Annotated in this window: 12 protein-coding genes; 7 read left to right on the forward strand and 5 right to left on the reverse strand. The window is 65.0% G+C overall.

Going from position 1 to position 19,210, the window contains the following annotated elements:
- Positions 1 to 32: 32 nt before the first annotated feature.
- The 3 genes from ACLIKD_RS14490 to aroC are packed head-to-tail and all read right to left on the reverse strand — an operon-like array spanning position 33 to position 2,653.
- Entirely contained in the window at positions 33 to 1,193 is a 1,161-nt protein-coding gene (locus ACLIKD_RS14490) for an MFS transporter (protein ID WP_428825619.1), read from the reverse strand.
- A 41-nt stretch (positions 1,194 to 1,234) separates the two neighbouring features.
- Entirely contained in the window at positions 1,235 to 1,501 is a 267-nt protein-coding gene (locus ACLIKD_RS14495; protein WP_428825620.1) for a YdcH family protein, read from the reverse strand.
- Between the two features lie 51 nt (positions 1,502 to 1,552).
- Positions 1,553 to 2,653, reverse strand: coding sequence for a chorismate synthase (gene aroC / locus ACLIKD_RS14500; RefSeq protein ID WP_428825621.1), 1,101 nt, complete (start codon positions 2,651 to 2,653; stop codon positions 1,553 to 1,555).
- Positions 2,654 to 2,690: 37 nt separating this feature from the next.
- Between aroC and ACLIKD_RS14505 the strand changes: the two genes are divergently transcribed.
- Entirely contained in the window at positions 2,691 to 2,849 is a 159-nt protein-coding gene (locus ACLIKD_RS14505) for a hypothetical protein (protein WP_428825622.1), read from the forward strand.
- A 54-nt stretch (positions 2,850 to 2,903) separates the two neighbouring features.
- Here the strand turns inward: ACLIKD_RS14505 and ACLIKD_RS14510 are convergent, their stop codons facing one another.
- Positions 2,904 to 3,350 (reverse strand): CBS domain-containing protein, encoded by a 447-nt coding sequence (locus ACLIKD_RS14510; RefSeq protein WP_428825623.1) that lies wholly within the window; start codon positions 3,348 to 3,350, stop codon positions 2,904 to 2,906.
- 275 nt (positions 3,351 to 3,625) lie between these two features.
- Between ACLIKD_RS14510 and ACLIKD_RS14515 the strand changes: the two genes are divergently transcribed.
- Entirely contained in the window at positions 3,626 to 3,931 is a 306-nt protein-coding gene (locus tag ACLIKD_RS14515) for a helix-turn-helix domain-containing protein (protein ID WP_226416955.1), read from the forward strand.
- 39 nt (positions 3,932 to 3,970) lie between these two features.
- Here the strand turns inward: ACLIKD_RS14515 and ACLIKD_RS14520 are convergent, their stop codons facing one another.
- Positions 3,971 to 4,807, reverse strand: a complete 837-nt coding sequence (locus ACLIKD_RS14520) for a radical SAM protein (RefSeq protein WP_428825624.1) — start codon at positions 4,805 to 4,807, stop codon at positions 3,971 to 3,973.
- A 44-nt stretch (positions 4,808 to 4,851) separates the two neighbouring features.
- Between ACLIKD_RS14520 and queD the strand changes: the two genes are divergently transcribed.
- The 5 genes from queD (at position 4,852) to ACLIKD_RS14545 (ending at position 19,171) form a co-directional block, all read left to right on the forward strand.
- Positions 4,852 to 5,304 (forward strand): 6-carboxytetrahydropterin synthase QueD, encoded by a 453-nt coding sequence (queD, locus tag ACLIKD_RS14525; protein WP_428825625.1) that lies wholly within the window; start codon positions 4,852 to 4,854, stop codon positions 5,302 to 5,304.
- Between the two features lie 134 nt (positions 5,305 to 5,438).
- Positions 5,439 to 6,590, forward strand: coding sequence for a patatin-like phospholipase family protein (locus tag ACLIKD_RS14530; RefSeq protein ID WP_428825626.1), 1,152 nt, complete (start codon positions 5,439 to 5,441; stop codon positions 6,588 to 6,590).
- Positions 6,591 to 6,889: 299 nt separating this feature from the next.
- Entirely contained in the window at positions 6,890 to 15,670 is an 8,781-nt protein-coding gene (locus tag ACLIKD_RS14535; RefSeq protein ID WP_428825627.1) for a GH36-type glycosyl hydrolase domain-containing protein, read from the forward strand.
- Between the two features lie 40 nt (positions 15,671 to 15,710).
- On the forward strand, positions 15,711 to 16,796 hold the full coding sequence (gene tal, locus ACLIKD_RS14540) for a transaldolase (protein WP_428825628.1): 1,086 nt from the start codon (positions 15,711 to 15,713) through the stop codon (positions 16,794 to 16,796).
- Positions 16,797 to 16,798: 2 nt separating this feature from the next.
- Complete coding sequence (locus ACLIKD_RS14545) at positions 16,799 to 19,171, forward strand: phosphoketolase family protein (RefSeq protein WP_428825629.1); 2,373 nt, start codon at positions 16,799 to 16,801, stop codon at positions 19,169 to 19,171.
- The last annotated feature ends 39 nt before the right edge of the window (positions 19,172 to 19,210 follow it).

Consider the following 19,210-nt stretch of genomic DNA (forward strand, 5'->3'; position numbering starts at 1 on the left):
TTGAATTATGGCACAGGATGGGCGCCTTTTTCCTAGCCGGCGGCGTCGACCGCGGCAGTCTCGCGCACCCAGCGCCAGACCAGAAACAGCCCGATAAGGGCAAAAACCGAACTGAGCGCGAAAGTCCACCCCGCCCCCCAGTCGTCCCAGGTCCAGCCGCTGATCAGTGCCCCGAGCAAACCGCCTGCGCCAAACGACAGGCTGGAGTACAAGGCCTGCCCCCGCCCCTGCGCCCGCCCGGGGAACCATTCATTGACGGCGGCGATGGCCGAGGCATGGTAGGCGCCAAAGGTCAGTCCGTGCATTAACTGCACGACAACCATGACAGTCATCGATTCGACCCCCCAGCCCATCAGCAGAAAACGCAACACCGCTGCGGCAAAACTGGCGAGCAGGATGTCGCGCAGCGAAAAACGCCGGGACAGCCGCGCCATCAGCATGAAGACGACGATCTCGGCGACCACGCCGAGCGACCACAAGCCGCCGACCTCGGTCTTGCTGTAGCCATGGCCGGCCAGATGGATCGAGTAAAAAACGTAGAACGCGCCATGGGCCGCCGACATCGCGAAACAGGCAGCCATCAGCGCCCTGACTTTCGGTTGGCGGAGGATTTCGGCAATCGGCTGCCCGTCGCGGACCTGCGGCGCCTCATGCACTTCTGGCAGAACGCCGGCCAGGACCAGAATGCCGAGCAGAATGCCCCAGCACACCCAGAGCACGCCAACCGGTGGTGCCATGTCGAGCAAGGCGCCGGTTCCCATCACGGCAACGATAAAGCCGATCGACCCCCATAGCCGGATGCGGCTATAGCGTCCGCACTCCTCGCGCAGATGGTCGAAAGTCAACGTTTCGACCAGCGGCAGCGCGGCGCTCCAGAAAAAAGCCAGGACCGCCATGGCGACCAGCATGGTCGGCAGTCGATCAAGCCAGAAGAAGGCGGTGAATCCGGCCAGGGCGATCACCCCGGCGAGACGGATGATAGCCATGCGCCGGCCGAAGCGGTCGGCGAGCCAGCCCCAGAGATTGGGACCGAACAGCCGCATCAACTGCATCTGCGACATCAACAGACCGATGTCCCAGGCGGAGAAATTCAGGGATTGGAGATACAGCCCGAAATAGGGCGAAAACGCGCCGATGAAGGCGAAATAGAAAAAGTAATAGCCGGAAAGGCGCCAGTAAGGCAAAGCATGCATCCGGCGATTTTACCGGATGCCGCGTCGGGCGCCGGCGCTAATCAGGCCTTGGCAGACTGCTGGCCGGCCCGAAAAGCGAGCAGCAGGTGGTAGAGCTCGTCCTTCAGCTTGACGCGCTGTTTCTTCATGTCTTCCAGCGTGAAGTCGGCCACCGGCATATCCTGCTCTTCGAGATCTTCAACCTTGCCGGTCAGCCGGGTATAGCTGGCGAACAGCGTGGCGAAATGCGCGTTGCCGGCGCTCAGGGCATCAATCGCATCCCTCATGTCCGGAAACTCCTGGTGGAGGTCGTGGTGATCAACTTGCATTGCAGTCTCCCATTTAGACTTTCCGCTCGAACAGCGGCAAAAGATGAACTCTTACCCAATTACTCCGGGAATACGCGGCGTCTGACAGGCCACATCGCCACACTGTGCCCGATGACGCAGGGCGTGGTCAATCAGCACCAGGGCCAGCATCGCTTCGGCGATCGGCGTGGCACGAATGCCGACACAGGGGTCGTGCCGGCCTTCGGTCGCCACCTCGATGGCCTTGCCGTGAATATCGATCGAACGGCGCGGCTGGGCGATCGACGACGTCGGCTTGATCGCCATGTTGACGACAATCTCCTGACCGGTCGAAATACCGCCAAGCACGCCACCGGCGTGATTGCTGGCGAATCCTTGCGGGGTCATTTCGTCGCCGTGCGCACTGCCTTTCTGGGCAACGGAGGCAAAGCCGGCCCCGATCTCGACGCCCTTGACGGCGTTGATACCCATCATCGCATAGGCGATTTCGGCATCCAGGCGATCATAGACCGGCTCTCCCCAACCGGGCGGCACGCCGGTCGCCGTGACGGTGATCCGCGCACCGACCGAGTCGAGCGATTTGCGCAGGCTGTCCATGTAACTTTCCAGTTCCGGCACGATCGCCGCATTCGGCGCGAAGAAGGCGTTGTCGTCGATGTCGTCGGCCGCCACGAAGGGAATCTCGATCGGCCCGAGCGCGCTCATCCAGCCGCGAATGCTGACGCCGCAACGTTCATGCAGCCACTTACGGGCGATCGCCCCGGCCGCGACACGCACCGCGGTCTCCCGCGCCGAGGAACGGCCGCCGCCGCGATAGTCGCGAAAACCGTACTTGTGGGTGTAGGTGTAATCGGCATGGCCAGGCCGGAAAGTGTCGGCGATATTGCCGTAATCCTTGCTGCGCTGATCCTGATTGCGGATCAACAGGGCGATCGGCGTGCCGGTCGTCTTGCCTTCGAAGACGCCGGAAAGAATCTCGACGGCATCCGGCTCGCGGCGTTGCGTCACATGGCGCGAGGTGCCCGGCTTGCGGCGATCCAGCTCGCCCTGGATATCGGCCGCACACAGGGCCAGGCCCGGCGGGCAGCCATCAACGACACAGCCGATTGCCGGACCGTGCGATTCGCCGAAGGAAGTGACGGTAAACAGAGTGCCAAAAGTATTGCCGGACATGGGAAGCAGGGATCTAAAATGGAATCAGGAGTCTACCATGCCAAGCAAAAAGCCCCCTGTCGCACCGCTGGCGCCAGCCAAAGCCACAACCCGCCCGCCGCTCCGCAAGGACACTTCGCCAGCCACGGCGAACGCCCGGCAACGGCCGGACAATCGCTGGCAACGGACGAAACGTTACGGCTGGGACAGCCGCTGAGGCGGCGCCAATAAAAAAGGCAGCCGAAGCTGCCTTTTTGCCGAAGCGAGCCGGTCAGACCTGAGCTTCGTCCGGCCAGTTCTTGATATAGCTCTTCAGCATCTTGTTCTCGAAACTCTGCTCTTCGAGCACGGCCTTGGCGACATCGAGAAAAGAGATGACGCCCATCAACATGTTGCCCTCGAGCACCGGCAGATAACGCGAGTGCTTTTCGATCATCAGGCGGCGCAAATCATTGGCTTCCATATCCGGGAAAGCCGTCACCGGATCCTTGACCATCACCTCGCCGACGGTTACGCCAGCGACGCTCGAGCCGTGCTGCTTGAGCGCCAGGATGATCTCGCGAAAGGTCAGCATGCCGGCCATCTTGCCGCCGTCCATGATGACCAGCGAACCGACATCGAGCTCGGCCATGGTATCGGCGGCCGAAGCCAGTGACTGTTGCGGCGTTGCCGTGTAGAGCGTTCCGCCCTTGAGTTGAATGATTTCACGCACCTGCATTGAAGTCTCCCGGGCAAGCATTTTTCGATTGATCGGGTCGATCTTAGAGCATGACTCCGCTTTCGCAAAGGCCAATCGCCGAAACCCTCACCAGCAGAACGAAGAGCAAAAACAGCCGGTCGGGCACGATAATTTTCCAGCGTCGGGACATAAATATTTATGGCATATGTACTTGCATAACGTCATAACCAGCTATAGACTTCATGTATTACCTAAGTCATATATCGCTAGGATGCTTGGGTAAGCTGATAACACTAGCGTGTGGAGATTGGACTATGACTTCCGTCAAAACTATCGAGAAAGTCGACGCTCGTGAAATTCGTCGCAAACTCGGCCTCAACCAACAACAATTCTGGTCCACCCTGGGCGTAACCCAAAGCGGTGGCTCACGCTACGAAAGCGGCCGCAACATGCCGAAGCCCGTGCGCGAACTGCTGCGCCTGGTGCACGTCGAGCAGATCGACATCAAGTCGATCAAGCGCGAAGACTGGGAAGTGCTGGATTACCTGAAGTCGCAGGAACCGGAACTGTTCAAGTCGCTGAAGAAATCGGCGCGTAGCCGCGGCAAGAAAGCGGCCTGAAAAACGGCCTGAAAAGGCCGGCGACCGCAGTAACGGGCATTACGGGGAAACCATCACCCGGATGCCCGTTTTTTCATGGATTTCGCTGGCGAAAGCCGCCAGTTCTTCGGCCGACAGACGGCTCAGGCGCGGTGCCGCCGCTTGCAGCGATGGCCGGGCCAGACCATAGAGGTGGATACCTTGCAACCGCTCGGCCAGCGGGGCCAGCAGCGCGCAATAGGCCTGTCGCGCCGCCGCGCCCGGCGACTGGCCATCGAGCGCGAACCAGCAGGTCTGCACCCAGGTCGGGGCCAGACCGGCAGACAACTCGAGATTGCGGGCGATTTTCTCCGGCAGCAGCGGCACCCCATTGACCACCGCGACATCGGCCGCCTCGGCGCGATCGATCTTGAACCAGACCTCGCCCCCCAGTTCGGCCAATTGCCGGATGCCGGCCTGAACCTCGGGACGATGCAGCAGACTGCCGTTGGTAATCAGCCGGAGCATCAACTTGCCGCGCAGCTCAAAACGTTCGAGCTGCGCCCCGACCCGTTCGACTGCTGCGGCAAACTCCGGGGCGCTGGTCGGCTCGCCGTTGCCGGAGAAGGCGATGTCCATCAGGCGTCGCGCTTCCGGCGGCACCTGGCGCTGCATGAAGTCGCCATGCAGCGCGTCGTCGAGAAACCCGGCCAGTTCGCGCTCCAGGCGGTCGAGATCGATCGGCGGCGGGCCGCCGCGCGTCAGGTTATCGACCTGGCAATACAGACAGGCCCAGTTGCAGGCATTGTTGGTGTTGAGATTGATGCCGATCGACACGCCGCCGGCGCGGCGCGAGACGACCGGATAAACATAGAGCAGGCCGGCGCTGTCCCGGCGGTGATCGTCTGTGGTGAGCATGGGGCATTGTATAATCCGCGCCCGCCTTGTCGAGCCTTACACCCATGTTTATCACCCGCCGACTCGAATTCGATGCCGGGCACCGCATTCCCGATCACAAGAGTCAGTGCCGCCACCTGCACGGGCACCGCTACATCATCGAAATCACCCTCTCCGGCGGCGTCATCGACAAGGCCGGCGACGCGGCCAACGGCATGGTGATGGATTTTTCGCAGGTCAAGGATCTCGCCAAGACGCATCTGGTCGATGGCTGGGACCACGCGTTCCTGGCCTTTGCCGGCGATACGGCGATTGTCGACTTCCTGTCATCGCTGCCCGACCACAAGACGGTGATCCTCGATCGCGTGCCGACTGCCGAGAATCTCGCGCGGATCGCTTTCGAACGGCTCGATGCGGTCTATCGTGACACCTACGGCAATCACCTGCGACTCGAACAGGTCCGCCTCTACGAAACGCCCAACTGCTGGGCCGATGCGGTGCGCGCCCGGCTGGATTGAGCCGGCCGGCGCTTCTCCTTATACTGTTCGAATAACGGCAGTACATCAGCCGCCAGGCTGACAGGAGGGGACCATGAGATCGATTCGACCGACTGGCGCAGATTTGCGTCACGTCCGCTGACGGCCGTTTGACCGTGGCCGACACCACCCGCGGCAAATCGCCGGGCACGGCCCTGATCCTGACCGGCGGCGGAGCTCGCGCCGCCTATCAGGTCGGCTTCCTGCTCGCCGTCGCCAAACTGTCGACCAACCGTCGCCACAACCCTTTTCCCATTCTCTGCGGCACCTCGGCCGGTGCCATCAATGCGGCGGGCATCGCCTGCCTGGCCGACAATTTCGGCAAGGCGATCTCGATCCTCGCCGGCGTCTGGCGCAACATGCACGCCGGCCACATCTACCGGGCCGACACGCTGGGCGTCGGCCTTTCCGGCGCCCGCTGGATGTCCCTGCTGGCGCTCGGCTGGCTGATCCGCAATCCGCCCCGCTCGCTGCTCGACAACGCGCCGCTGCGCGAGCTGCTGACCCGCCACCTCGACTTCAAGGGGATCGATCGCTCGATTGCCCGGGGAGCCCTGCACGCCGTCAGCATCTCGGCTTCCGGCTACGAATCCGGCGAAAGCATCAGTTTCTTCCAGGCCCACCCCTCGGCCCAGCCCTGGCGACGGGTGCAGCGCCTGGGCATCCGGGCGCAGATCGGGGTCGATCATCTGCTTGCCTCGAGCGCGATTCCCTTCATTTTTCCGGCCACCCGCATCCATCGCGAGTATTTCGGCGACGGCTCGATGCGCCAACTGGCGCCGATTTCGCCGGCCATCCATCTCGGCGCCGAGCGCGTCGTGGTGGTCGGCGCCAGCCGGAAAAACGAACACTTGGACCGCCAGCGCGTCGAGGCCCATCCGTCGCTCGCCCAGATTGCCGGCCACGCGCTGTCCAGCATCTTTCTCGACGGCCTGGCCGTCGATATCGAACGGATGCAGCGCATCAACCAGACGCTCTCGGCGATTCCCCCGGAAATCCGCGAGCACTCGGGCATTCCGTTGCGGCCGATCAAGACCCTGATCATCGCCCCATCCGAGCGGCTCGACCGGATCGCCGCCGAACACGCCAGCGCTCTGCCCTGGGGCGTCAAGGCATTGCTCAGCGGCATCGGCGCGATGAATCGCCATGGCGGCGCGCTGACCAGCTACCTGCTGTTCGAAAAGCCCTTTACCCGGGCGCTGATCGACCTCGGCTACGCCGATACCATGGCGCGATCGACGGAAGTCGGGGACTTTCTCGACCTTTGAGGTGGCGCCGCAGCCGCTCCGGCTGATCGGCCCAGCCATCCGTGCGCTGGCGCACATACGTCAAATACGTTGGCGATTAAGCTCGTTTCTTTGCTGTTGCAGGCCCCGTCGAACCACTGCCGTCGACCCGGTTTGCACCGCCCAGCGTCCCTGAGCGACAACCAATCCGCAGCACGCCCGCGTCGGGCAATCGGCGCCGGGTCGGCGTACCGGCCGCGATGCGGAAAAAAGCGTTGAGGGCGGCGTTTTGGGGGCCACCGTGGACGTCCGGGCTTGCGCTACAGACAGGGATCAGAAAATTGACAGAACGCATCAAGTCCATCCGCACCGCCCTGCTCAGGTTCAGCAAACGCCTGCATAACGGCGGCCTGGCCCGGAAATTCGCGGCGGCCGAACCGCCGCTGCGCGCTGAGCTGTTCAGTGCCGACCAGATGGAGCGGCATGGCAAGGCGTTGGCCGATACGCATAAATTGCAGCCGGTGCACGGACCGGACCTGTTGCTGGCCCGCCTCGGCGAGAACGAGGGCGTCCTGCTCGGCACTTATGACCTGCTGCGCGAGGCGGTCAAGGAAAAGCGTCGGATCACGCCGGCCGGCGAATGGCTGCTCGACAATTTCTACCTGATCGAAGAACAGATCCGCACCGCCCGGCGCCATTTCCCCAAGGGCTACAGCCGCGAACTGCCGCTGCTGGCCAGTGGTCCGTCGAGCGGCCTGCCGCGTGTTTACGACATTGCCCTGGAAGAAATCGCGCACGGCGACGGCCGGGTCGATCCGGAAAGCCTCTATCGCTTCGTCGCCGCCTACCAGAAGGTCGCCGATCTGAAGCTCGGCGAGTTGTGGGCGATCCCGATCATGTTGCGCCTGGCGCTGATCGAGAATCTGCGCCGGGTCGGCGCCCGCGTCGCTGCCGGCATGATCGACCGGAACAATGCCGATACCTGGGCCGACCAGATGATCGAGGTGGCCGAGACCGATCCGAAGAGCCTGATCCTGGTCATCGCCGACATGGCGCGGGCCAATCCGCCGCTGGTCAATTCCTTCGTCGCCGAACTGGCGCGCCGCTTGCAGGGCCACAGCTCGGCGCTGGCCCTGCCGCTCACCTGGATCGAACAGCGGCTGTCCGAATCCGGCCAGACCATCGAACAGCTGGTCCAGTCGGAAACCCAGAGCCAGGCGGCGAACCAGGTTTCGATCAGCAACAGCATCGGCAGCCTGCGCCTGCTCGGCGCCATCGACTGGCGCGAATTCGTCGAAACGATGAGCACCGTGGACCAGAAACTGCGCGAGGACCCCGACGGCGTCTATGGCCGGATGGATTTCGCCAGCCGCGACCGCTACCGGCACGTCATCGAAAAACTGGCCCGGCAAAGCCGCCTTTCCGAATGCGAGGTAGCGCGCAAAGCCATCCAGCTCGCCCACCAGGGCGACGGCGGCGACCAGCGCACCCGGCACGTCGGCTACTACCTGATCGACTACGGTCTGGCGCAACTTGAGCAAGCCGCCGAAGTCCGCCCGTCGGCCGGCGATGTCGTACAACGGCTGGGCACCGGTTCGCCCTTGCTGCTCTATCTTGGCGCCGTCGGGCTGCTTGTCGCCATTTTCGCCGGCGGCCTGCTCGCCTCGGCGCATGGCGCCGGGCTGGCCGGCTGGCGGCTCGGCCTGATGGTCGTACCAGCCCTGCTCGGCGCCAGCCAACTGGCGGTAACGCTGGTGAACTGGCTGGTCACCCTGCTGGTCGTACCGCACCCGCTGCCGCGCATGGATTTTGCCAAAGGCATCGCCCCGGCAGCCCGCACGCTGGTCGTCGTGCCGACCATGCTGAGCAGCCGACAGGGCGTCGCCGAGCTGCTTGAAGCACTGGAAGTGCGCTTCCTAGCCAACCGCGACGCGTGCCTGCATTTCGGTTTGCTGACCGATTTCCGCGACGCCGACACCGAACACCTGCCGGCCGACGCGGCCTTGCTGGAACAGGCTGCCGCTGGCATCGCCGCCTTGAACGAGAAGTACGACCGGGCGACCAGCAACCAGTTCTTCCTCTTTCACCGGCCGCGCCGCTGGAATGCCCAGGAAGGCATCTGGATGGGTTACGAACGCAAGCGCGGCAAGCTCGGCGACCTCAATGCGCTGTTGCGCGGCGGTGGCACCGAGGCCTTCTCGCAGATCGTCGGCCACACCGCGATCCTCCGCCAGGTCAAATACGTCATCACGCTCGACACCGACACCCAGCTGCCGCGCGATGCGGCGCGCGAGTTCGCCGCGACCATGGCGCATCCGCTCAACCAGCCGCGCTATGACGCCACCCGGCAACGCGTCGACGCCGGTTACGGCATCCTGCAACCGCGCATGGCGGTCAGCCTGCCGAGTACCAACCAGTCGCGCTACGCCCAGCTGTGCGGCAGCGAACCGGGCATTGATCCGTACACCCGGGCGGTCTCCGACGTCTATCAGGATCTCTTCGATGAAGGCTCGTTCATCGGCAAGGGCATCTACGACGTCGATGCCTTCGAGCAATCGCTCAAGGAGCGCTTCCCGGAAAACCGCATTCTCAGCCACGACCTGCTCGAAGGCTGCTACGCCCGGGCCGGCCTGCTCAGCGATGTGCTGCTCTACGAGGACTACCCGGCCCGCTACAGTGCCGACGTCAGCCGCCGCTACCGCTGGATCCGGGGCGACTGGCAGATTGCCAGCTGGCTGCTGCCGCGCGTCCCCGGCGTAGGCGGCGAGCGACGGAAAAACCCGCTGTCGAAACTGTCGCAATGGAAGCTGTTCGACAATCTGCGGCGCAGCCTCGTGCCGGCCGCGCTGGTCCTACTGTTCCTGCTCGGCTGGGCGGCTGCCCCGGCGTTCATCGGGTGGACGCTGGCGGCGCTCGGCATCCTGTTCGTGCCCAGTCTGCTGACCTCCAGCCTCGACCTGTTGCGCAAACAGCCGGAGGTTCGCCTCGGTCAACATCTGTCCAACGTCGGACGGGCGACCGGCCGGCAATTCGCCCAGGCGACCTTGAGTCTCGCCTGCCTGCCCTATGAAGCCTGGTTCAGCCTCGACGCCATTCTGCGCACCAACATCCGCCTGCTGTTCACCGGCCGGCGCCTGCTCGAATGGAATCCGTCCGGCGAACTGCAGCGCGAAGTCGAGCACAAGCGCGCCCGCCAGCCCGATCCCGGCGGCATCGGCGATCTGCTGCGTACCACCGGCACAATGTGGATGTCCCCCGCCCTGGCCGCGACTACCGCCCTGGCGCTCGCCGCACTGCGGCCGGAAGCCTTGCCGGCTGCCGTACCGATCCTCGGCCTGTGGCTGATCGCCCCGGCCTTCACCTGGTGGATCAGCCGCCCGCTGGCTCGCCGCCCGGCGACGCTGGCCCCCGAACAGCGGGTGTTTCTGCACAAGCTGGCGCGCAAGACCTGGGCCTTCTTCGAAACCTTCGTCACCGCCCGCGACAACTGGCTGCCGCCCGACAATTTCCAGGAACACCCGGTGGCCGTGGTCGCCCACCGCACCTCGCCGACCAACATGGGGCTGGCCCTCCTCGCCAACCTGTCGGCCAGCGACTTCGGCTATATCAGCTTCGGCACCCTGCTCGAGCGGACCAACAACGCCTTGCTCAGCATGCTGAGCCTCGGTCGCTACCGCGGCCATTTCTACAACTGGTACGACACCCTGTCGCTGGCGCCGTTGTCGCCGCTCTACGTCTCCTCGGTGGATAGCGGCAACCTCGCCGGCCACCTGCTGACCTTGCGCCCCGGCCTGCTCGCGCTGGCCGACCAGAGCATCCTGCCGGCCCGCACCTTCGCCGGCCTGGCCGACACCATGGGCGTCCTGCAGGAAGTCGCGGCGAACAACCCGTCAGCGGCCCTGAGCAGCCTGCGCCGTGCCATCGAGTCGGCCTATGACGCCCGCCCGACGAGCATCACGGCAATCTGCCAGTGGCTGGACAAGCTGACGGCGGCCGCCGAACTGCTGGCCGAACAATTGGGCAGCAGCCCATCGGACACGACGAGCGAAGAACTGATCTGGTGGACGCAGGCGTTGTGCCGCCAATGCCGGGATGCCGTCGATGAACTGAACCTCCTGGCGCCCTGGGCGCGCCTGCCGGCCGCCCCGGAAAGCCTGGCGGAGCTGCCCGGCCTGGCCAGCCTGCCGACCTTGCGCCAGCTATCGATGCTGGCCGATACCTTGCGCGGCCACTTCGACAATAGTGCCGGCGTCGTCCGCTCGCCGGCGGAAAGCGCCTGGCTGGCCGAGCTGCAGCCGCTGGTCGAACTGGCCAGCCAACGGGCCAGCGAACGCATCCTGACTAGCCAGAGCCTGGCCCGCCAGGTCGGCGAACTGGCGGTGCTCGACTACGATTTCCTCTACGACAAGCTGCGCCACCTGCTGACTGTCGGCTACAACGTCGATCAGCGCCGCCAGGACACCGGCAGCTACGACCTGCTCGCCTCGGAAGCCCGGCTCTCGAGCTTTGTCGCCATTGCCCAGGGCGCCGTGCCGCAGGAAAGCTGGTTCGCCCTCGGCCGCCTGCTGACGACGGCCGGCGGCGATCCGATCCTGCTCTCGTGGAGCGGCTCGATGTTCGAGTACCTGATGCCGATGCTGGTCATGCCGACCTACGAGAACACCCTGCTTCACCAGACCTGCCTGGCCGCCGTCAAGCGCCAGATCGCCTACGGCAAGCAGCGCAGCGTGCCCTGGGGCATGTCGGAATCCGGCTATAACGCGGTCGACGCCCGCCTCAACTACCAGTACCGCGCCTTTGGCGTGCCCGGTCTGGGCCTGAAACGCGGCCTCGGTGAAGATCTGGTAATCGCCCCCTATGCCTCCGCCCTCGCCCTGATGGTGATGCCCGAAGCCGCTTGCGAAAATCTGCAACGACTGACCGCCGACGGCCTGCAGGGCAAGTTCGGCATGTACGAGGCGGTCGATTTCACCCCGGCCCGCCTGCCGCGCGGCCAGAACAACGCCGTGGTGCGCTCCTTCATGGCCCACCACCAGGGCATGAGCCTGCTCGCCATCGCCTATCTGCTGCACGATCAGCCGATGCAGAAACGCTTTGCCGCCGACCCGCTGTTCCAGGCCACGACGCTGCTGCTGCAGGAGCGCGTACCGGTCGTCGCCACCTTCCACGTCCATACCGCCGAACTGTCCGAGGTGCGGACCACCTCGGCCGGCCCGGAAATGCCGATGCGCATCATCCGCAGCGCCGACACGGCGAGTCCGGAAGTCCAGTTGCTGTCGAACGGCCGTTATCACGTGATGGTCACCAATGCCGGCGGCGGCTACAGTCGCTGGAAGGATTTCGCCGTCACCCGCTGGCAGGAGGACGGCACCAGCGACAACTGGGGCACCTTCTGCTACCTGCGCGACGTGGCGACCGGCGCCTTCTGGTCGACCGCCCATCAGCCGACCGGCCAACCGGCCGATACCTACGAGGCGATTTTCTCCGAGGCGCGGGCCGAGTTCCGGCGCCTCGATCACGACTATGAAACGCATACCGAAATCGTCGTCTCGCCGGAAGACGACATCGAACTGCGCCGCATCCGCCTGACCAACCGCTCGCGCGTCCGGCGGACCATCGAAATCACCAGCTACGCCGAGGTGGTGCTCGCCTCGCCGGCGGCCGACGCGCTGCACCCGGCCTTCAGCAACCTGTTCGTGCAGAGCGAGATCATTCCCGAACAGCAGGCCATCCTGTGCACCCGCCGGCCGCGCGCCATCAGCGAAGCGGTGCCCTGGATGTTCCACCTGATGGCGGTGCATGGCGCGATCTGCGAAGCGGTGTCCTACGAAACCGACCGGGCGCGCTTCATCGGCCGGACGCGCAGCCTCGCCGCGCCGGAGGCCCTGCGCCAGGCCGGCCCGCTGTCGGGCAGCCAGGGCTCGGTGCTCGATCCGATCGTTGCCATCCGCTACCGGATCACCCTCGATCCCGAACAATCGGCGACGCTCGATGTCGTTTCCGGTATCGCCGACAGCCGCGACGCGGCGCTCGGCCTGGTCGGCAAATACCGCGACCGGAATCTTGCCGACCGCGTCTTCGAAGTCGCCTGGACCCACAGCTGGGTCAATCTGCAGCAGATCAACGCCAGCGAATCCGACGCCCAGCTGTTCAACCGGCTGGCCGGCTCGGTGATCTACGCCAATCCGCTGCTCCGGGCCGAGGCCAGTCTTCTCGCCAGCAACCGGCGCGGCCAGTCCGGGCTGTGGGGTTACGCCATCTCCGGCGACCTGCCGATCGTGCTGCTGCAGATCGGCGACCAGGCCAATATCGAACTCGTCCGGCAATTGGTCCAGGCCCACGCCTACTGGCGACTGAAGGGCCTCGCCGTCGACCTGGTGATCTGGAACGAAGATCACGCCGGCTACCGCCAGGTGCTGCAGGAACAGATCATGGGCTTGATCGCCGCCGGCGTCGAAGCCAATCTGACCGACCGTCCGGGCGGCATCTTCGTCCGGGTGGCCGAACAGATCTCGAGCGAGGACCGCATCCTCTTCCAGACCGTCGCCCGCGCCATCATTTCCGACACCCGCGGCCCGCTGGCCGACCAGCTCGGCCGACGCAGCGCCCTGGACATGCGCGAAGCCCTGCTCCCCCGGCTGATCCCGAGCCGCGTCCGCAAGCTCGAAGGGCGCCCGGCGGCGCTGCTGCCGCGCAACGATCTGCTGTTCTTCAACGGTTTCGGCGGCTTTACCCAGGATGGCCGCGAATACGTCATCACCACCGCCCCCGGCCAGACGACGCCGACCCCCTGGGTCAACGTCATCGCCAATAGCCATTTCGGGACGGTCATTTCGGAAAGCGGCGCCGCCTACACCTGGAGCGAAAATGCCCACGAATTCCGCTTCACCCCCTGGCACAACGACCCGGTCAGCGATGCCAGCGGCGAAGCGATCTATCTGCGCGACGAAGAAAGCGGCCATTTCTGGTCGCCGACTCCGCTGCCCAGTGCCGGCAGTACCCCTTATGTGACGCGACACGGCTTCGGCTACAGCGTTTTCGAGCACGAGGAGGACGGCATCCGTTCGGAACTGACCGTGCATATCGACGCGGTCGCCGCGCTCAAGTTTTCCGTATTGAAGATCAGCAACAACTCGGGACGCGCTCGCCAGTTGTCGGCCACCGGCTACGTCGAATGGGTGCTCGGCGACCTCCGGCCGAAGTCGGCGATGCATGTCGTCACGGTGATCGATCCGGCGAGCGGCGCGATCTGTGCGCACAACCCGTACAGCGCCGAATTCGCCGACCGGATTGCCTTCTTCGATGCCGATGAAGCGACCCGCCAGGCAAATGTCACGCTGAGTGGCGACCGCCGCGAATTCATTGGCCGCAACGGCAGCCTGCGCAAGCCGGCGGCGATGGGCCGCGCCAAACTGTCGAACAAGATCGGCGCCGGGCTCGACCCTTGCGGGGCGATCCAGGTGCCCTTCGAACTGGCCGACGGCGAGCAGCGCGAAATCATTTTCCGCCTCGGCACCACCGGGCGCCGGGGCAGCGATGCCGACGAGCTGAAGCGCCGCCTGCGCGGCTCGGAGGCTGCCCGCAACTCGCTCGAAGCGGTCCGCGACTACTGGCGGACGACGCTCGGCGCGGTGCAGGTCGACACGCCCGATCCGGCGCTCAATGTGCTGGCCAACGGCTGGCTGCTCTATCAGACCATCGCCTGCCGGCTGTGGGCACGCAGCGGCTATTACCAGTCGGGCGGCGCTTTCGGCTTCCGCGACCAGTTGCAGGACACGATGGCCCTGGTGCACGCCCGCCCGGCGCTGCTCCGCGAGCAGTTGCTGCGCAGTGCGGCGCGCCAGTTTGTCGAGGGCGATGTCCAGCACTGGTGGCATCCGCCGGTCGGCCGCGGCGTCCGCACCCATTGTTCGGACGATTACCTGTGGCTGCCCCAGGCCGTCTGCCGCTATGTCGAGAGTACCGGCGACAGCGGCATCCTGGGCGAAACGGTGGCTTTCCTCGAAGGCCGGCCGGTCAACCCGGAAGACGACTCCTATTACGATCTGCCGCTCCGTTCCGAAACCTCGGCGACGCTCTACCAGCATTGCCTGCGGGCCATCGTCCATGGCCTGAGCTTCGGCACACACGGCCTGCCGCTGATCGGCTCCGGCGACTGGAACGACGGGATGAACCTGATCGGCATGCAGGGCAAGGGGGAAAGCGTCTGGCTCGGTTTCTTCCTCTACGACACGCTGCTCCGCTTCGCCGACCTGGCCCGCAACAACGACGACGCGCCCTTCGCCGAGCGCTGTCACGGCGAGGCCGAGCAACTGCGCCACAACATCGAGGCGCATGGCTGGGATGGCGAATGGTATCGCCGCGCCTATTTCGACGACGGCACGCCGCTCGGCTCGGCGAGCAATCCGGAATGCCGGATCGACTCGATTGCCCAGAGCTGGTCGGTGCTTTCCGGCGCCGGCGAGACGCTGCGGGCGCGCACCGCGATGGCCTCCCTCGACCAGCATCTGGTCCGCCGCGATGCGGCGCTGATCCAGTTGCTCGACCCGCCGTTCGACCGCTCCGAACTGAACCCCGGCTACATCAAGGGCTACGTTCCCGGCATCCGGGAAAACGGCGGCCAATACACGCATGGCGCCATCTGGGCGGCAATGGCCTTCGCCAAGCAGGGCGACCACCAGCGCGCCTGGGAACTGTTCGACATGATCAACCCGGTGTGGCACGGCGATTCGCCGGCCGCCATCGCCATCTACAAGGTCGAACCCTACGTTGCCGCCGCCGACGTCTATGCCGTCGCACCGCACACCGGCCGCGGCGGCTGGACCTGGTACACCGGCTCGGCCGGCTGGCTCTACCGGCTGATCCTCGAATCGCTGCTCGGCGTACAGGTCGCCGCCGACAAACTGCGCTTCGTGCCCTGTCTGCCGCAGCACTGGCCGGGCTTCACGCTGCGCTATCGCTACCGGGAAACGCTGTACGTCATCACCGTCGTGCAAACTGCAGGCACCGACCAGTCGCTGACGGTGAGCGTCGACGGCAGCCAGCAGGCGCATCCGGAAATCACACTGGTCGATGATCACCAGGAACATGTCGTTGAAGTCAAAATACCCGCGGCGCTATGATGAAACAGCGCTCGGTCAATTTCGGAACGGGGAAAAACAGATGAACCCAACACGCCAATTGCACGCCCTCGGCCAAAGCCTGTGGCTCGACAACATCACCCGCGACCTGCTCAACAGCGGCACCTTGGAGCGTTACTGCAACGAGCTGTCGGTCAGCGGACTGACCTCCAATCCGACCATCTTCGAGCAGGCCATTCGCAACACCGCGGCTTACGACGCGGCCATCGCCGCAGCGGCCGGCGCCGGCAAAACCGGCGAAGCCCTGTTTTTCGATCTGGCGCTGGCCGATCTGAAACAGGCGGCCGCGCTCTTTCGACCCATCCACCAGGCGAGCGGCGGACTGGATGGCTGGGTGTCACTGGAAATCTCGCCGCTGCTGGCCGACGATACCGCCGGCACGATCGCCGAGGCCAAGCGCCTGCACGCCCTGGCCGACTGTCCCAACCTGTTCATCAAGATTCCCGGCACGCCGGCCGGCGTCCGGGCCATCGAAGAGGTGATCCTGGCCGGCGTGCCGGTCAATGTCACGCTACTCTTCTCCCGCGAGCACTACATTGCGGCGGCCGACGCCTACTGGCGCGGCATCGCCCGGCGGATCGAGGCCGGCCTCGACGCCCGGGTCAATTCGGTCGCCTCGATCTTCGTCAGCCGCTGGGATGCCGCGGTCGCCGGCAAGACATCGGCCGCCCTGAACAACCGCCTCGGCGTGGCGATCGGCCAGCGCATCTACAAGGCCTACCGCAAGCGCCTGACCACCCCGGCCTGGCGCAAGCTGGCCGAGGCCGGCGCCCTGCCGCAGCGCCTGCTGTGGGCGAGCACCGGGACCAAGGACCCGCAGATCAAGGCCAGCTATTACATCGAAGCGCTCGCCGCCCCCGGCACCATCAACACCATGCCGGAAAAGACACTGCTCGCCTTCGCCGAACAAGGGGCCATCAACGAGGTGATGGCCGAGGATGGCGGCGACACCGAAGCGGTGCTCGCCGACTTTGCCCTGGCCGGCGTCGATATCGTCGCGCTGGCCAGCCAGTTGCAGCTGGACGGGGCGCGTGCCTTCACCCAATCCTGGGTCGCCCTGCTCGCGCTGATCGACGCCAAATGCCAGCCCGCCAAAGGAAGGACCTGATCATGACCAATGCCAGCACGCCAAACCCGCCGCCCCTGTCGCCCGATCTGCTGAGGAAGATGAACGCCTGGTGGCGCGCCGCCAACTACCTGTCGGTCGGCCAGATTTACCTCTACGACAATCCGCTACTCAAGAAGCCGCTCGAACTCGCCCACATCAAGCCGCGCCTGCTCGGCCACTGGGGCACGACGCCGGGGCTCAACTTCATCTACGTGCACCTCAACCGGATCATCAAGGCGCACGACCTCAACGTCATCTACCTGACCGGCCCGGGCCACGGCGGTCCGGGGCTGGTCGCCAACACCTATCTGGAAGGCACCTACAGCGAGATCTATCCGAACATCTCGCCGGACGAGCACGGCATGAAACGCCTGTTCAAGCAATTCTCCTTCCCCGGCGGCATTCCCAGCCACGTTTCGCCGGACACCCCGGGCTCGATCCATGAAGGCGGCGAACTCGGCTATGCGCTGTCGCATGCCTACGGGGCGGCCTTCGACAATCCCGATCTGCTGGTCGCCTGCGTCGTCGGCGACGGCGAAGCGGAAACCGGGCCGCTGGCCACCAGCTGGCACTCGAACAAGTTTCTCAATCCGGTGCACGACGGTGCCGTGCTCCCGATCCTCCATCTGAACGGCTACAAGATCGCCGGCCCGACCGTGCTGGCGCGCATTCCGCACGACGAGCTGGAAGCCCTGTTCCGCGGCTACGGCTACACGCCGTATTTCGTCGAGGGCGACGATCCGCTGGAAATGCACCAGCAGATGGCGGCCACCCTCGACCGTGCCGTGGCCCACATCCAGGCGATCCAGCACGACGCCCGAAGCAACGGCTTCAAGGAGCGGCCAGCCTGGCCGATGATCATCCTGCGTTCGCCCAAGGGCTGGAGCGGCCCGAAGATGGTCGACGGCAAGCAGACCGAGAACACTTTCCGCTCGCACCAGGTGCCGATGGGCGACATGAGCCAGCCGGGCCATGTCCAGATTCTCGAAGACTGGCTGCAGAGCTACCGGCCGCAGGAGCTGTTCAACGAAAATGGCCGGCTGCGCGCCGAACTGGCCGACCTGGCGCCGCAGGGCAACCGGCGCATGGGCGCCAACCCGCATGCCAACGGCGGCCTGCTGCTGCGCGACCTGCGCCTGCCCGACTACCGCGATTACGCCATCCAGGTCCCGCAGCCGGGCGGCGTGAAGGCCGAGGCCACCCGCGCCCAGGGCGAGTTCATCCGCGATGTCGTCCGGCTCAACCCGCATACCTTCCGCATCTTCAGCCCGGACGAAACCGCATCGAACCGCTGGGGCGCCGTGTTTGAGGTGACCAACCGCTGCTCGACGGCGGAAATCCTGGCCATCGACGACCACGTCGCGCCGGACGGCCGGGTCATGGAAATATTGAGCGAGCACCAGTGCGAAGGCTGGCTCGAAGGCTACCTGCTGACCGGCCGGCACGGCTTCTTTTCCTCCTACGAAGCCTTCATCCACATCATCGACTCGATGTTCAACCAGCACGCCAAGTGGTTGAAGATGGCCAACGAGATTCCCTGGCGGCGACCAATCGCCTCGCTGAACTACCTGCTCTCCTCGCACGTCTGGCGCCAGGACCACAACGGCTTCAGCCACCAGGACCCGGGTTTCATCGACCACGTGATCAACAAGAAGGCCGAGATCATCCGCGTCTATCTGCCGCCCGACGCCAATACCCTGCTCTCGGTCACCGACCACTGCCTGCGCAGCCGCAATTACGTCAATGTGATTATTGCCGGCAAGCAGCCGGAAGCGCAGTGGCTGGACATGGACGCGGCGATCAAGCATTGCACCGCCGGCATCGGTATCTGGGAATGGGCGAGCAGCGACCGGGGCGAAGAACCGGATGTCGTGATGGCCTGCGCCGGCGATGTGCCGACCCTCGAAACGCTGGCCGCCGTGGTCTTGCTGCGCGAGCATTTTCCCGAACTGAAAGTCCGCGTCATCAACGTCGTCGACCTGATGACCCTGCCGCCCCACAGCGAGCACCCGCACGGCCTGAGCGACCGCGACTTCGACGAACTGTTCACCCGCGACAAGCCGATCATTTTCGCCTACCACGGCTATCCCTGGCTGATACACCGCCTGACTTATGCCCGGACCAACCACAAGAACCTGCACGTCCGCGGCTACAAGGAAGAAGGCACGACCTCGACGCCGTTCGACATGGTGGTGATGAACGACATGGATCGCTTCCATCTGGTGGCCGACGTCATCGACCGCGTGCCCCAGCTCGGCCCGCGCGCCGCCTACGCCAAGCAGGCGATCCGCGACAAGCTGATCGAGCACAAGCAGTACATCGCCACGCATGGCGAGGATCTGCCGGAAATCCGCGACTGGAAATGGCCGTTCTGAAATAGAGCGGCGGACCGGGTGCCGCAAAACCCGGCCGCC

Source organism: Azonexus sp. IMCC34842, from assembly GCF_050368855.1.
GTDB lineage: Bacteria > Pseudomonadota > Gammaproteobacteria > Burkholderiales > Rhodocyclaceae > Azonexus > Azonexus denitrificans_A.

Excerpts from the sequence above, each read along its gene's own strand:
- ACLIKD_RS14490 (WP_428825619.1), bottom strand. The coding sequence starts at position 1,193 with ATGCATGCTTTGCCTTACTGGCGCCTTTCCGGCTATTACTTTTTCTAT.
- ACLIKD_RS14495 (WP_428825620.1), bottom strand. The coding sequence starts at position 1,501 with ATGCAAGTTGATCACCACGACCTCCACCAGGAGTTTCCGGACATGAGG.
- aroC (WP_428825621.1), bottom strand. The coding sequence starts at position 2,653 with ATGTCCGGCAATACTTTTGGCACTCTGTTTACCGTCACTTCCTTCGGC.
- ACLIKD_RS14505 (WP_428825622.1), top strand. The coding sequence starts at position 2,691 with ATGCCAAGCAAAAAGCCCCCTGTCGCACCGCTGGCGCCAGCCAAAGCC.
- ACLIKD_RS14510 (WP_428825623.1), bottom strand. The coding sequence starts at position 3,350 with ATGCAGGTGCGTGAAATCATTCAACTCAAGGGCGGAACGCTCTACACG.
- ACLIKD_RS14515 (WP_226416955.1), top strand. The coding sequence starts at position 3,626 with ATGACTTCCGTCAAAACTATCGAGAAAGTCGACGCTCGTGAAATTCGT.
- ACLIKD_RS14520 (WP_428825624.1), bottom strand. The coding sequence starts at position 4,807 with ATGCTCACCACAGACGATCACCGCCGGGACAGCGCCGGCCTGCTCTAT.
- queD (WP_428825625.1), top strand. The coding sequence starts at position 4,852 with ATGTTTATCACCCGCCGACTCGAATTCGATGCCGGGCACCGCATTCCC.
- tal (WP_428825628.1), top strand. The coding sequence starts at position 15,711 with ATGAACCCAACACGCCAATTGCACGCCCTCGGCCAAAGCCTGTGGCTC.
- ACLIKD_RS14545 (WP_428825629.1), top strand. The coding sequence starts at position 16,799 with ATGACCAATGCCAGCACGCCAAACCCGCCGCCCCTGTCGCCCGATCTG.